This is a genomic window from Streptomyces sp. NPDC058008 (assembly GCF_042886395.1).
Classification (GTDB): Bacteria; Actinomycetota; Actinomycetes; order Streptomycetales; family Streptomycetaceae; genus Streptomyces.
Window position 1 is genome coordinate 81084 of sequence record NZ_JBHVQX010000031.1, and the last position, 13761, is coordinate 94844.

At 72.1% G+C, this 13761-nt stretch carries 13 protein-coding genes and 1 pseudogene; 10 read left to right on the top strand and 4 right to left on the bottom strand.

Annotation, left to right across the window (positions count from 1 at the left end):
* Positions 1-282 precede the first annotated feature (282 nt).
* From ACFVS9_RS27065 to ACFVS9_RS27100, 8 genes are all read left to right on the top strand, one after another.
* Entirely contained in the window at positions 283-1101 is an 819-nt protein-coding gene (locus tag ACFVS9_RS27065; RefSeq protein ID WP_383114646.1) for an endo alpha-1,4 polygalactosaminidase, read from the top strand.
* Positions 1102-1332: 231 nt separating this feature from the next.
* Positions 1333-2661: an ABC transporter substrate-binding protein gene (locus tag ACFVS9_RS27070; RefSeq protein ID WP_383114645.1), complete on the top strand. Its 1329-nt coding sequence runs from the start codon at positions 1333-1335 to the stop codon at positions 2659-2661.
* 10 nt (positions 2662-2671) lie between these two features.
* On the top strand, positions 2672-3721 hold the full coding sequence (locus ACFVS9_RS27075) for a carbohydrate ABC transporter permease (RefSeq protein WP_389936264.1): 1050 nt from the start codon (positions 2672-2674) through the stop codon (positions 3719-3721).
* On the top strand, positions 3718-4605 hold the full coding sequence (locus ACFVS9_RS27080; protein ID WP_389936267.1) for a carbohydrate ABC transporter permease: 888 nt from the start codon (positions 3718-3720) through the stop codon (positions 4603-4605). Before ACFVS9_RS27075 ends, ACFVS9_RS27080 begins: the two co-directional genes overlap by 4 nt.
* A 103-nt stretch (positions 4606-4708) precedes the next feature.
* Positions 4709-5698: a carbohydrate kinase family protein gene (locus ACFVS9_RS27085; RefSeq protein ID WP_389936269.1), complete on the top strand. Its 990-nt coding sequence runs from the start codon at positions 4709-4711 to the stop codon at positions 5696-5698.
* Positions 5699-5700: 2 nt separating this feature from the next.
* On the top strand, positions 5701-7029 hold the full coding sequence (locus ACFVS9_RS27090; protein ID WP_383114641.1) for an alpha-glucosidase/alpha-galactosidase: 1329 nt from the start codon (positions 5701-5703) through the stop codon (positions 7027-7029).
* A gap of 143 nt (positions 7030-7172) precedes the next feature.
* Positions 7173-8462 carry a Gfo/Idh/MocA family protein gene (locus tag ACFVS9_RS27095; RefSeq protein WP_389936272.1) on the top strand — a complete coding sequence of 430 codons (1290 nt, stop codon included), beginning with the start codon at positions 7173-7175 and terminating at the stop codon, positions 8460-8462.
* Between the two features lie 153 nt (positions 8463-8615).
* On the top strand, positions 8616-8999 hold the full coding sequence (locus tag ACFVS9_RS27100; protein ID WP_389936276.1) for a VOC family protein: 384 nt from the start codon (positions 8616-8618) through the stop codon (positions 8997-8999).
* Between the two features lie 21 nt (positions 9000-9020).
* Here ACFVS9_RS27100 and ACFVS9_RS27105 read toward each other — a convergent pair.
* From ACFVS9_RS27105 to ACFVS9_RS27115, 3 genes and pseudogenes are all read right to left on the bottom strand, one after another.
* Positions 9021-9228 (bottom strand): annotated as a pseudogene (locus tag ACFVS9_RS27105) (alpha/beta fold hydrolase); the annotation flags it as partial.
* Between the two features lie 6 nt (positions 9229-9234).
* Positions 9235-9600, bottom strand: a complete 366-nt coding sequence (locus ACFVS9_RS27110) for an iron chaperone (RefSeq protein ID WP_383114630.1) — start codon at positions 9598-9600, stop codon at positions 9235-9237.
* Positions 9601-9708: 108 nt separating this feature from the next.
* On the bottom strand, positions 9709-10527 hold the full coding sequence (locus ACFVS9_RS27115; protein ID WP_389936279.1) for an SDR family oxidoreductase: 819 nt from the start codon (positions 10525-10527) through the stop codon (positions 9709-9711).
* Between the two features lie 116 nt (positions 10528-10643).
* Here ACFVS9_RS27115 and ACFVS9_RS27120 point away from each other — a divergent pair, with 116 nt between their 5' ends.
* A complete protein-coding gene (locus tag ACFVS9_RS27120; RefSeq protein ID WP_389936282.1) occupies positions 10644-11561 on the top strand; it encodes a helix-turn-helix transcriptional regulator in 918 nt (305 codons plus the stop codon).
* Between the two features lie 483 nt (positions 11562-12044).
* On the opposite strand, the gene ACFVS9_RS27125 is transcribed toward ACFVS9_RS27120, so the two are convergent.
* Complete coding sequence (locus ACFVS9_RS27125) at positions 12045-12788, bottom strand: LamG-like jellyroll fold domain-containing protein (protein WP_383114627.1); 744 nt, start codon at positions 12786-12788, stop codon at positions 12045-12047.
* A 461-nt stretch (positions 12789-13249) separates the two neighbouring features.
* Here ACFVS9_RS27125 and ACFVS9_RS27130 point away from each other — a divergent pair, with 461 nt between their 5' ends.
* Complete coding sequence (locus tag ACFVS9_RS27130; RefSeq protein ID WP_389936285.1) at positions 13250-13693, top strand: SRPBCC family protein; 444 nt, start codon at positions 13250-13252, stop codon at positions 13691-13693.
* Positions 13694-13761: the final 68 nt, after the last annotated feature.

Consider the following 13761-nt stretch of genomic DNA (forward strand, 5'->3'; position numbering starts at 1 on the left):
CCGGTCACGCCCGTCGATCACGGGTACCGGCCCTCCCACCAGGGGGTGCCGTGGCCCGCCCGTGCGTCACCCGTCGCGGCAAGCTGGTCAGTTGTGACCTGTTGACATGCGGATCACGGCTCGCTTTACTCCATCCAACGCCGGAGTTGAGCACTCGGCGCCAGAGGTACGCCCAACCGGTATCGCGGTCCCCGCGCCGTCAGTCCGGACTGAGTCGCCAGGATCCACGCACTTCGCGGGGTCCGAGGCGGGGACGTACCCCCCACCCTTCGGGAGCTCCAGATGTCCCTCATCAACCGCGTCCGGTCCTACGGACGGGTTCCTGTGGCAGTCGCCGCGGCAGCGGCACTGATCACCCCCCTGTTCCTCTCCTCCACCGCGAGCGGCGCGACCCAGGCGGTCACCGTTCCGCCCACGCACGCCAACTTCGACTACCAGATCGGGGAGCCGTACACCCCACCCTCCGGGGTGAAGGTCGTCAGCCGTGACCACACCGCCTCGCCCGCGGCGGGCCTCTACAACATCTGTTACGTCAACGCCTTCCAGGCCCAGCCGGGAGCCGAGAACGAGTGGGGCGACCTGCTGCTGCGGGACGCCAAGGGCAACGTCGTGTACGACGACGGCTGGGGCGAGGCGATCCTGGACATCAGGACCGACGCCAAGCGCCAGCGGATCGCCGCCAAGGTGAACGCCTGGATCGACACGTGCGCGACCAAGGGCTTCAAGGCCGTCGAGCCCGACAACCTCGACACGTTCTCCCGGACCGACCTGATCAGCAAGGCGAACGCGAAGGCGTTCGTCAGGCTGCTCGCCGACCACGCCCACCAGAAGGGCCTGGCCATCGCACAGAAGAACACCTCGGAGTTCTCGCTCTCCCGCGCCGAGACGGGCCTCGACTTCGCCGTCGCCGAGGAGTGCGGCGAGTGGGACGAGTGCGGTGACTACACCGAGGGATTCGGTGACAACGTCATCGTGATCGAGTACAAGGCGTCGGCCTTCAAGGCCACGTGCGCCGCCTTCGGCAGCCGGCTCAGCGTCGTTCTGCGCGACGTCGACGTCAGCGCCCCGGGCAGCAGCAAGTACGTCCGCAAGACCTGCTGAGCCGATTCCGGGGGCCGGTGCACTGACCCGCCCCGACCGGTTCGGCGTACTTCAGACTCCGTGCGGGGGGCGTGTCTTCCCCCGCGCCCCGCACGGAGCTTCCCGACGCGTCCTGCACGCTCCAGCCGTGCACCACGCCTCCCGGTACCCACCCACAGCACATCCTCCGCCGCGCCGTCGACGCCCGGCGTGACATCCCGTGCCGCACCGCGCATTCCCATGGGAGCCCAGATGGCCCGAACACCTCGTACCTCCGGCGTGACCGCCGGACTCACCCGCCGGACCGCTCTGCTGCGCGGCACGGGTCTGGCCGTCGGCGCCATGGCGGCCCTGCCCGGCTGCGGCGGCGGTGCCGACGACGGCATCGGGGCCGACGGGCGGGTCGTCGTCGAACTCTGGCACGGGCAGACGGACACCGGCCGCGCCGCCGTCGAGAAGCTGGTCGCGGAGTTCAACCGCACCCACCCCGGTATCCGCGTCGATCCCGGTGGCGGTGTGCTGGCGGACGCGATGCTCCAGAAGATCACCGCGGCACTGGCCTCCGGCTCCTTCCCCGACGTCGCCTACATCTTCGGCTCGGACCTGGCCAGCGTCGCGCGCAGCCCGTCGGTGGTGGACCTGACCGACACGATGCGCTCGGGCTCCTGGAACGACTTCTGGGACCCCGCACGCGAGGCCGTCACACTCAACGGGCAGGTACGGGCCGCCCCCGCCCTGCTCGACGCGCTTGCCGTCGTCTGCAACAAGAAGCTCTTCGACGACATCGGCCTGCCGCTTCCGCGCCCCGGCTGGACCTGGGACGAGTTCGTGGAGACGGCCGCGAAGCTGACCGCCGGCGGCAGCGGCAGGTTCGGCACCGGCTGGCCCGGAGTGGGCGACGAGGACACGGTGTGGCGCCTGTGGCCCATGGTGTGGGACCTGGGGGGTGACGTCGTCAGCGAGGACGGCAAGCGGATCGGGTTCGCGGACGTCGGCGCACGGGCGCTGGAGACGGTGGCGGCGCTCGCGAAGGACGGAAGCGTCTACGTCGATCCCAAGCCGGGCAGCGAGCAGATGTACCAGGTCTTCATGTCCGGCCGGATGGGCATGGCCGTCACCGGACCGTGGCAGCTGCCCGACATCCAGCAGGCGGAGATCGACTACCACGTCGTTCCGCTGCCCAGCTACAGCGGCAGGCCGATGACCATCTCGGGGCCCGACACCTGGACCGTGTTCGACAACGGCCCGGCACGCGTCGAGGCGGCACGCACCTTCGTGTCCTGGCTGTCGAAACCCGCGCAGGACGTGCGCTGGGACGTCCAGGCGGGCAGCCTGCCGCTGAGCCGCGCCACACAGGCACTGCCCGCCTGGCAGGCGCAGGAGGCCGGCACCACCGGGCTGCCGGTGTTCACCAAGGCCCTGGAATCGGCGCGCGTACGTCCCGTGCACGCGGCCTACCCACAGATCTCGCAGGCGCTCGGACGAGCCATCTCCTCCGTACTCCTCGGCCGGAGTACCCCCGTCAAGGCCCTGCGCACCTGCGCGGACGAGGCCAACGCCGCCCTGCTCATACCGCGTTGAGAGGAAAACGATGCCGCGTCTGCCCGCCCCGCTCACGCTCGCGGAGCGCCACCACCACACCCGCGCGGACAACGGCGATGCCGAGCGCGGTGACGACCTCACGAGCGGTGCCACGCCCGGCGGCACACCGAGACGGCCACCGCCCGGACCCTGGCAGCGCCGTCTGCGCGGCGAACAGGCGACCGCCTGGCTCTTCGTCTCGCCCTCGGTCCTGATCATCCTGGGCCTGAGCGTCGTCCCCGTCGCCTGGTCCCTGCTGCTGTCCTTCCGGGCCGACGACCTGGTCACCCCCAGCCGCTGGGTCGGCCTCGGCAACTACCGCGCCCTGGTGCAGGACCCGCACTTCGGCCAGGCCGTGCGCAACACGATCCTCTACACCGTGCTGTACGTGCCGCTGAGCATCGGCCTGGGGCTCGCCCTCGCCCTCGTGCTGAACCGGCGTATCCGGCTGGTGGGCCTCTACCGCACGCTGATCTTCGTGCCGTTCGTCATCTCGGCGACGGCGCAGGGGGTGCTGTTCTCCTTCGTCCTCGACCCGGAGTTCGGGGTCGCCAACTCCGTACTGCACAAGCTCGGAGTGTCCCCCCAGGGCTTCCTCACGGACCCCGGCCAGGCACTGCCCGTGCTCGTCGCGATCTCCCTGTGGAGCGGAACCGGCTTCTGCGTAGTGGTCATCCTCGCCGCCCTGCAGGACGTACCTCCCTCGCTGATCGAGGCGGCCCGGCTCGACGGGGCCGGGCGGTGGCACCTGCTGCGGCACGTCATCCTGCCCGCGCTCGCCCCCGTCCTCACCTTCCTGCTGCTGTGGCAGACCATCAACGCCCTCCAGGTCTTCGACCTGGTGTACGTCACGACCAAGGGCGGACCGCTCGGCTCCACCACGGTGATCGTCTACTTCATCTGGGAGCAGGCGTTCAAGAACTTCACCGCCGGCTACGGCGCCGCGGCGGCCTACGCGCTGGCGGTCGTCCTGTTCCTCGTCTTCGCCGTCCCGCGCCTCGTACGGGCCGTCCGGGGCCGATCGCGCGGGATCCGCCGCCCCGAAGGAGCCGCACGATGAGCGTCACCACGTCCCGTCCCCCCTTCCCCTCCTCGGCGCGGCGGTCGGGCAGCCCCCGGCGCGGCCGGATCCGGCTCCCGTTCAGCGCCTGGCACCTGCTGCTGGCCCCGCTCGCCCTGGTCTTCGCGATCCCGCTGATCTGGCTGCTCCTCAGCTCCGTGATGAGCGACGCCGAGATCAACCGCTTCCCACCGGCCCTGTGGCCGTCGGGGATCGATCCGGGCGGCTACCGCTACGTGCTCGGCAACGCGATGTTCCCGCGCTGGTTCGCCAACTCGCTGATCGTCTCGGTCGCCGCCGTGGCCTCCAACCTGCTGCTGGGCGCCCTCGGCGGATACGCGTTCGCCCGGATGCGGTTCGTCGGCTCCCGCCTCCTGCTGGGGCTGATGCTGGCCACGATGGCCATCCCCTTCCAACTCACCATGATCCCCACGTTCCTGGTGATGAAGCAGCTCGGGCTCATCGACACCCTGGGCGCGCTGATCGTCCCCTCACTGGTCACGCCCTTCGCCGTGTTCCTGTTCCGCCAGTTCTTCCTCTCCCTGCCGAGAGAGCTGGAGGAAGCGGCCTGGATCGACGGCTGTTCCCGGCTCCGGGTTTTGTTCCTCGTCATCCTGCCGCTCTCGAAACCGGCCCTGAGCACCGTGGCCGTCCTGACGTTCCTGACCACCTGGAACGACCTGACCTGGCCGCTGATCGCCATCAACCACGACACGCAGTACACCCTTCAGCTCGGACTGACGACCTTCCAGGGGCAGCACCACACCCGCTGGTCCGCCGTCATGGCGGGGAACGTGATCACCGTGCTGCCCGTCCTCCTCGCGTTCCTCCTCGCGCAGAAGTCCTTCATCCAGTCCATCACCTCCAGCGGCATCAAGGGCTGAGCCGGGGCGCCGCGGACCACCGGAGCTCCGCCCCCGACACCCCGCCCGGCTCCCGCCACCCACCGCGCTCCGCCACCCGGAGTCCGCGATCACAGGAAGCAGCATGCAGCACACTTTCGACCTGCTCGTCATCGGGGACGTCAACCCCGACATCGTCATCGGCCCCCTCGACACACCGCCGGCCTTCGGACAGCGCGAACAACTCGTCGACACCGGCCTGCTCACCCTCGGCGGGTCCGGCGCCATCATGGCCTGCGGCGCCGCCCGCCTCGGGCTCAAGGTCGCCTTCGCCGGACGGGTCGGCGACGACGAGGCCGGACGCTTCGTCCGTAGCGCCCTGACCGCCCGCGGGGTCGACACCGAAGCCCTCCGCGTCGATCCCGTCCTGCCGACACCGCTCACGGTGGTCGTGACCCGGGCGGACGGCGACCGCGCGATCCTCACGTCGCCCGGCACCCTCTCCGCCGGCGGGCCCGAGGACGTCCCCGAGACGCTGCTCACCCGCAGCAGACACGTGCACGCCGCCTCCTACTTCCTGCTGCCCCGGCTCGCCGAGGCGCTTCCCGAACTGCTCGCGACGGCGCGCGCGTGCGGCGCCACGACCTCCCTCGACACCAACGACGACCCCGCGGGCACCTGGGCACCCGGAGCCGGAGGAATCGCCGCGACCCTCGCCGTCACCGACTTCCTGCTGCCCAACGCGCAGGAGGCGCTGGCCCTCGCCCGCGCCACCGCCCCCGCGGACGAGGCGGCCGGGTCCGCCGGCACCCTGGACGCCGCAGCCGCCGTACTCGCCGCACACGGACCCCGCGTGGTCGTCAAGAACGGTGCCGACGGCGCCCTCCTGCACGACGGCGCGACCCTGCTCCGCACCCCCGGGATCCCCGCCCGGCCCCTGGACACCGTCGGCGCGGGAGACAGCTTCGACGCCGGATTCGTCGCCGCGCTCCTGCGCGGCCTCCCACTCCCCGACGCCCTTGAATTCGCCGCAGCCTGCGGCGCCCTGTCCACCCGCGCACACGGTGGCACCCCGGCCCAGCCGACCTGGGACGAGGCCCGCACGGCCGTCGCCCGCAACGGAAAGAACTCCTGAAAATGACCCACAGCACACCCAAGATCGCGTTCATCGGCGCGGGAAGCGTCGTGTTCACCCAGGGACTCCTGGCCGACCTCTTCGTGTTCCCGGAGCTCAAGGGCGCCCACATCGCCCTGCACGACATCGACGCGGAGCGCCTCGCCACCGCGCACGGAGCCGCACGCCAGATCGCCGACCGGCTGACCGGCGACGGCGGCGGCGTCCCCCGCATCACCGCCCACGCCGAGCGGCGGGCCGCCCTCGAAGGCGCGGACTTCGTCATCAACATCGTCCAGGTCGGCATGCGCGAATCGACCCGCGTCGACTTCGACATACCCGCCCGCCACGGCGTGCGCCAGACCATCGGCGACACTCTCGGCGTCGGCGGGATCTTCCGCGCGCTGCGCACCTTCCCCCTGCTCAAGGAACTCGGCGAGGACATCGCCGAGGTGTGCCCCGACGCCTGGCTGCTGAACTACACCAACCCGATGGCGATGAACATCCAGTACCTCACCAGGGCCACCGGGCTGACGCGCGTCGTCGGACTGTGCCACTCGGTGTACTGGACCGTCCGCGACCTCGCCGACCTGCTCGGCGTACCGCACGAGGAGGTCGTCTACCGGGCCGCCGGGGTCAACCACCAGGCATGGGTCCTGCGGCTGGAGCACGACGGGGCCGACCTCTACCCCCGCCTCGACTCCCTCATCGAGAAGGACCCCGAGCTGCGCCGCCGGGTGCGCGTCGACATGTACCGGCGACTGGGCTACTACCCGACCGAGACCAGTGAGCACTCCTCCGAGTACGTGCCCTGGTACCTGCACCACGACAGCGAGATCGACCGGCTGCGCCTCCCCGTCGGCGCCTACCTCGGCATCGTGGACGAGAACATCGCGGCCTACGAGCGGACCCGCGACACACTGGCCGCGGGATCCGCCCTCGACGTCGAGGGCACGATGGAGTACGCCCCCCAGCTCATCCACAGCATCGTCACCGGGACACCCCGCACGATCTACGGCAACGTCCCGAACCACGGGCTCATCGACAACCTCCCCTCGACCGGGACCGTCGAAGTGCCGTGCCTGGTCGACGCGCTGGGGGTGCAGCCCACCCGCGTCGGCCCGCTGCCCGCCCAGCTCGCCGCCCTCAACCGCGGCTACCTCAGCATGAACGAGCTGGTCGTCCGCGCCGCCCTGGAGGACGACCCCCGGTCCATCCGGCAGGCGGCCATGGCCGACCCGGCCACCGCCGCGGCCCTGCCGGTCGAACGCATCTGGGACCTCTGCGACGAGATGGTGACCGCGCACGCCGACCTGCTGCAACCCTCGCTGCGGACGCTGCTGGGCCACTGACCCGGCGCCGTACCCACGGGCGACCGGGCCACCTGCCCCCGCCCGTCCGGGGAGCCCGCCGACGCCGGCCCCCACCCCCGCACAGCCGACGACCGCCGCCCCGCACCGCAGACGCGGGGCGGTGAACCACGAGGAGGAACCTCATGTCCGAAGTGACGACGGTGCTCGTCGGAGCCGGGCTCCGCGGTATGACCTACGCGCGGCACGCCCTGGCCACGGGGGCGGGGCGGGTGGTCGCGGTGGCCGAGCCCGACCCCGGCCGCCGCGCCAGGGCGGCCGAGGAGTTCGGGGTGCCCCCGGACCGGGTGTACGCCGACTGGACCGACGCCGCGGCGGCCGGGAAGCTGGCCGACGCGTGCGTGATCGCCACCCAGGACCGGATGCACGTCGCACCCGCGGTGGCGATGGCCGATCTCGGCTACCACATCCTCCTGGAGAAGCCCATGGCGACGGACGAGGAGGACGCGTCGGCGATCGCGGAGGCGGCCCGGCGCAACGGCATCCTGCTCGCCGTCTGCCACGTACTGCGCTACACGTCGTACACGCGGCGTCTGAAAGAGCTGCTGGACAGCGGCGCCATCGGCCGTCTGGTCAGCGTCCAGCACCTGGAGCCCGTCGGCTGGTGGCACCACGCCCACTCCTTCGTACGGGGCAACTGGCGCGCCGAGGGCACCTCGGCGCCCATGCTGCTGACCAAGTCCTGCCACGACCTCGACTGGCTGGTCCACCTCTTCGGACGCCTTCCCCGGAGGGTCACCTCCTTCGGCAGCCTGACCCATCTCCGGCCCGGCCAGGCGCCGCCCGGCGCGACGGACCGCTGCCTCGACTGCCCCGTGGAGGCCGGCTGCCCGTACTCGGCCAAGCGGCTCTACCTGGGGTGCCTCGGAGACGCGGACCAGGAGTTCTGGCCGCTGTCGGCCGTGACCGACGACCACACCGAGGCCGGCGTGCTGGAGGCACTGCGGACGGGGCCCTACGGGCGCTGCGCGTACGCCTGTGACAACGACGTGGTCGACAACCAGGTCGTCGGCATGGAGTTCGACTCCGGAGCCACCTGCTCGTTCACCATGAGCGCCTTCACCCCGATGGAACAGCGGCACACCCGTCTCATGGGCACGCACGGTTTCATCGACGGCGACGGGACGACGATGCGGCTCGTCGACTTCCGCGACGGATCCGAACGGACCGTCGACACCCGGACGGGGACGGCGGGCAGCGCGGGGCCCTCGGCCGAAGACGGCCACGGCGGCGGCGACGAGGCCCTGACCGACGCCTTCTTCGCCGCGGTCGCCGCCGGTGACGCCTCACTGCTGCTCTCCGACGCCGCCGAGAGCCTGGCGACACACCGCGTCGTCTGGGCCGCGGAACGGGCGCGCACCACCGGCACGGTGGTCGAGCTCGACGCCGAAGGACGCGTGCTGACCACGACGTGAACACCGCCCCGGCCGCCTGACGCCGTCCCCTCCCGCTCCTCGCCGGCCGCGCCCGGCCGGAGGACGACGGCGGGGGGACCGTCCGAACGGAACGGGGATCTGCGGGGGACCGTTCCGCATCGAGGGACCGGGACGCGCGCCTATCCTTGCCGCATGGCATGCCGCATCAGCGAGATCGTCATCGACGCGGAGGACCCGGGGCGGCTGGCCGCGTTCTGGAGCGACGTCCTCGGCTACGTGGAGCTGGACCGGGAGGACGACGGCAGCATCCAGATCGGTCCGCCCGGCGCCGGACCCGGCAGCGGACAGCCGACCCTCGTGATCAACGCGGGCCGCGACCCCCGGAGCGGCAAACTCCCGCTGCACGTCGACGTCAACGCCACCGACCGTGACCAGGACGCCGAGCTGGCTCGGCTGCTGGCCCTCGGTGCCGTTCCCGTCGACGTCGGCCAGAGCGGAGAGGAGAGCTGGCACGTCCTGGCCGACCCCGAGGGCAACGAGTTCTGTCTCCTGCGCGACCGGCTGAAGCCGCTCTGACCGGATCCGCCCCCCTGGCCCTCAGCCGTGGGCGGGCAGCTGCCGCGCGAAACGGCGGACCGCGTCGCTGAAGGCGTCCGGCGGCGTCGAAGTTCGCGAGATGCCGGGCCCGAGGGGCCAACTCGATCCGTGCGTGCGGGTGCGCACGGGCGAAGTCCCTCTCGCCGGACCGGAAGACGGTGTCCTTCTCTCCGTTCAGGATGAGCACGGGAGCCGTCACACCCCTGACCTGTCGTCAGCAGACGGTGCCCGGTGAAGCCGCCGTCGCCTTCAGCAGATCGCGCACCAGGTCGAGGTCGATGGTGTCGGGCCTGCGGAACCTCAGGCAGCCCTTGCCCATGTCCTGTCCGGCCAGCCGCTCCTCGAACGCCTCCCGTACGTCACCGCGCATGAGGTAGAAGGAGATGTACTGCTTCTGGCTCGCGAACGCGACTTCCGCGACGCCGTCCCGCTCGTACGCGGGCATGCCGTAGGCCATCACCTCGTCGAACCCCTTGAGCTCCGCGCGGCACAGCCGCCGCAGGTCGCTCAGGGCGTCCCTGCGCTCCGCCGGGGCCTCGGCCAGGTATCCGTCGACGTCCTCCGCCGTGCTCCGCACCATGCGGACGAGCCTACGCCGTCTCACCCTCCCGCCCCGTAGCCGGGAGCGGAAGCGGCCACGGTGCGCGTGCGCCCTCCCGGGCCGAGGGCGCACGTGTGCCGGCCGGGCTCAGCCGAGCCGCACCGGGACCACGACCATCTCGGCGATGTTCACGTTGGCGGGGGCCGCCACGGCGAAGGCCACGGATTCGGCGATGTCCCCGGCGGACAGCGGGGGCAGGCCGGTGCGCATCCGCTCCAGAGCGGTACGCATCTGCGCGTCGGCCATGTCGTCCCCCAGTTCGGTCGCCGTGACGCCGGGTTCGACGGTGTGCACCCGCACGCCGCGCGGTCCGAGCTCGGCCCGCAGGTTGCGGGTCAGGTGGGCCACCGCGGCCTTGGTGGCGCTGTAGACGGACCAGTCGGGGTAGAGGCTGTGGCCGGCGATGGAGCCGATGTGAACGAGGTCCGCCGGGCCGGTCTCCGCCGAGCCGAGCAGGTCGTCCACGAACGCGCGGCCGGTACGCAGCAGGCCGCGCAGGTTCACGTCGAGCATGCGGTCCCACTCGGCGGTGTCGGCGGTCTCGAAGGGGGCGCCGAGCATCGCTCCGGCGTTGGCCACCACCAGATCGACCCGGCCGAGTACCGCGTGCACGGACGAGGTGGCGCGGGCGAGGGCCTCGGGGTCGGTGAGGTCCACGGCCACCGGCAGGATCCGGCCGGGAGCGTCCGCACCCAGTTCGTCGGCGAGTCCGGTGAGCCTCTGCTCGCGGCGGCCCATCAGGGCGACCCCCGCGCCGCCGAGCGCCAGTCGCCGGGCGACGGCGGCACCGATCCCACTGGTGGCCCCCGTCACCACGGCGACGCGTCCGGCGAGGGGGCGACCGGGGTCGGAGGTGGGGGCGGCAGGGGTGGAAGCGGCGGAGGACGAGGTCGAAGAAGAAGTCATGACCCCACCGTGGGGCGGCGGTGTGCCCCCTGCCAGGCCGCCTCTCACCTGGGCCTCCTCAACGTAGGAGTGGCACGGCCCCCCTGGGCGGCCCGGGGCGTCCTACGGTGGATCCCATGGACCGCACGGACAACGAGAACCTGATCGGGCAGTACCTGCGGGCCCGCCGACAGCTCGTACGGCCGCAGGACCTGGGGCTGGCGCCCGGTGTCCGGCGCCGGGTGCCGGGCCTGCGGCGTGAGGAGGTGGCGATGCTCGCGGGCATGAGCACCGACTACTACACGCGCCTGGAACAGGGCCGTGAGCGCCACCCGTCCGCGCAGGTCGTGGGCGCGCTCGCACGGGTGCTGATGCTCGACGAGGAGGCGACCGCGCACCTCGGGCGGCTGGCCGCCCCGCCCGCCCGCCGTCCCGGGTCCGCCCGCCGGGAGCGTGTGGACGAGGGCCTGCTCCTCACGATGGACGCGTGGGCGGACACCCCGGCGATCGTGCTGGGCCCGTATCTGAACGTACTGGCGCACAACCACCTGGGCCGGGCCCTGTACGCGGGCCACGCCCACAGCGACGACCTCGCCCGCCTGGTCTTCCTGGACCCGGAGGCCCGCGCGTTCTACGCCGACTGGGACCAGGTCGCGGCGAACACCGTCGCCGAACTCCGCGCCTCGGCGGGTGACCGTGCCGACGACCCGGGCCTCATCGACCTGGTGGGTGAGCTGAGCCTGCGCAGCGAACCGTTCCGCCGGCTCTGGGCGCGACACGACGTACGGCACAAGACCCGCGAGGCCAAACGCTTCCAGCACCCACTCGTCGGCGAGCTCCACCTGGCCTTCCAGGCGCTCTCGGTGAACGGCGCCACCGCCCAGCAGCTCGTCGTCTACCGGGCGGAACCCGGCAGCCCCTCCGCACACGCGCTCGCCCTCCTGGGCAGCCTGACGGCGGCGGCCCCCGGTACCGATCGCCCGCGCACCTCGGCGGACGTGCTGGACGCGGAGGCGGGGGACGCCCGGCACCGGCCCGGCCGGCCGGACAGGTAGCGCTGCCTCTCGGCCGTCCGGACACCTGACCGCCGGGCTGTCCCCGCCCGCTCTCATCGGCCGCGCACCGCCCGTGCCCGTGCGACGCGAGCCGCTCCCCGGCAGGCCGCACGGGTACCGCCCGAAGGTGTTCGCCCGGGAGTGGCGGCGTTCCCGCCCGGCGCGGAACAGCGCGTTCCCGGCCCTGTGCGAGACGAGTGGTGAGACGCGTGCGAGGTGGGTGCCCGTACGGATCCGCTGCCGAGCGGGTCGTCGGGAGCGGATCCGTACGGGCACCCCGAGGGGGCCTGGGGGCCACCGGGCGCGAAGGGACACCGGGCCGCGAAGGGGCACCCGGGCGCGAAAGGACACCCGGGCGCGAACGGGCACCCGGGCCGCGAGGGACACCGGGCCGCGAAAGGGCACCCGGGCCGCGAGGGGACACCGGGCCGCGAAAGGGCACCCGGGCGCGAACGGGCACCCGGCTGTGCCCGCAGGCGGTGTTCAGGTCGCCGTCATGACCGTGTGGTGCTCCGCCAGGCGCTCCGCGGGCAGTTCCCGCGGATAGACCGCGACCTTGCCGATCCCGCCGAGGAAGAAGGAACGCAGCGCCGCACTGCCGATGCGCAGGGGCGAGGTGGTGTTGCCGGGGACGATGTCGTAGTCGGCGAGGGCGTCGCGGTCCCGCAGAACGCCGTCCCGGTAGATCTTGGTCTGCCCCGGGGGGACGGCGGGGCCGTCCGGTGCGGTGGTGATGACGAGGGCGTAGTGGATCCACTCACCGGGCCGGAGCGGATCCTGGAAGTACGAGCCCGCGCCCAGGCCGCCGGGCGGGTTGAAGGCGTAGCCGGAGACACGGTTGGCCCGGCCCTCGGTGTTGTCCGCGGAGTAGACGCGCGCGACCCACTCGCACTGGTTGACGGTGGCGTAGGTGAGCTTGCCGAGCCAGTGGACGTAGCCGGAGCCCTCGGTGCGGGGGAAGACGAGCACGTCCGGGCGCAGCCACGCCTCGATGGTCAGCGCACCCGTGGTGGAGACGGACAGGGCGTCGCCGTCCGGGACTTCGACGTACTGGCCGCCGGTGCCGTCGAACAGGGTCGCCGGATCGCCGTTGGGGAGGTGCGTGTGCCCGGGGAAGCCGTGGTAGGTCGCCGTCGGGCCCTCCGGGGACACCTCGGTGCCGGCCCCTCCGAGTCTCAGGAACAGCACCGGGTCGTCCGAAAGGATCATCTGGTCGTAGCTGTTCACGAGCACCCTCCCTGCGGCCGGTCTCCTCGCCGTCCCACCGCCGGGCGTCCGGTACGTCGTACCCGGGGCCCTGGGGAACGCGGCGGCGAACCGTCCCACTCTAGGAAGCGCGGGCCGGGACCGTAACGGCGCTCGGGCGGCGTCCAGGGACCGGGCGGAGTGCGCCGGAGTGTGGGCCTGCCCGGGCACGCCGTTGCGGAGCAACCGTGTTCGTCCGCATCAGGACGGAACACCGTTGGTAGCGAACGGACGTGACCGTGCCGATGGCGGAGGTGCGGGACCGGCGGTCCCGTTCCGTGGTGCGGCGGATCCCGGGCCGCGTCGCGGGCCGGTTCCTCCCGCCGTGCCCGCCGCCGGGTGCCGGACGGTGCGACCGGGGGAGCGTGGTGCACGCGTGTCCCGCCGACTATCGGGTAGTCGCCGGTTCGAGGCGAAACCGACCAAAGAAGGAGTTGTTCCCCGTGTCCTCCTCCCTCGTCGAGACCATCGATATCAAGGCACCGATCAGCGTCACCTGGGATCTGTGGAGCGATGTGACGCAGTGGCCCACGTTCCTGAGCCATGTGCGGCGGGTCGATCCGATGGACGAGCGCCGGTTCTCGTGGCAGCTGTCCCTGCCCGGCGCCGACAAGGGCTTCGTCGCGGAACTCACCGAGGTGGTGCACCAGGACCGGATCGCCTGGAAGACCGTCGAAGGGGTCCATCACGCGGGTGTGGTCACCTTCCACCGGCTCGACGACACCTCCAGCCGGGTGGCCCTGCAGATCGAGTACGACCCCAGTGGCTTCGTGGAGTACCTGGGAGCCCTGACCAACCTGGACTCGGTGCTGGCCAACTACGACCTGGGCGAGTTCCAGAAGCTGGCCGAGTCGACGGCCGCGCGCGACGCCCTCCAGGGGCGGTGAACGCGGCCCGCCCACCAGGACGGTGGCGGGCCCCGCGAACGGCAGCCGCCCGTGCGTCACCCCGGAGG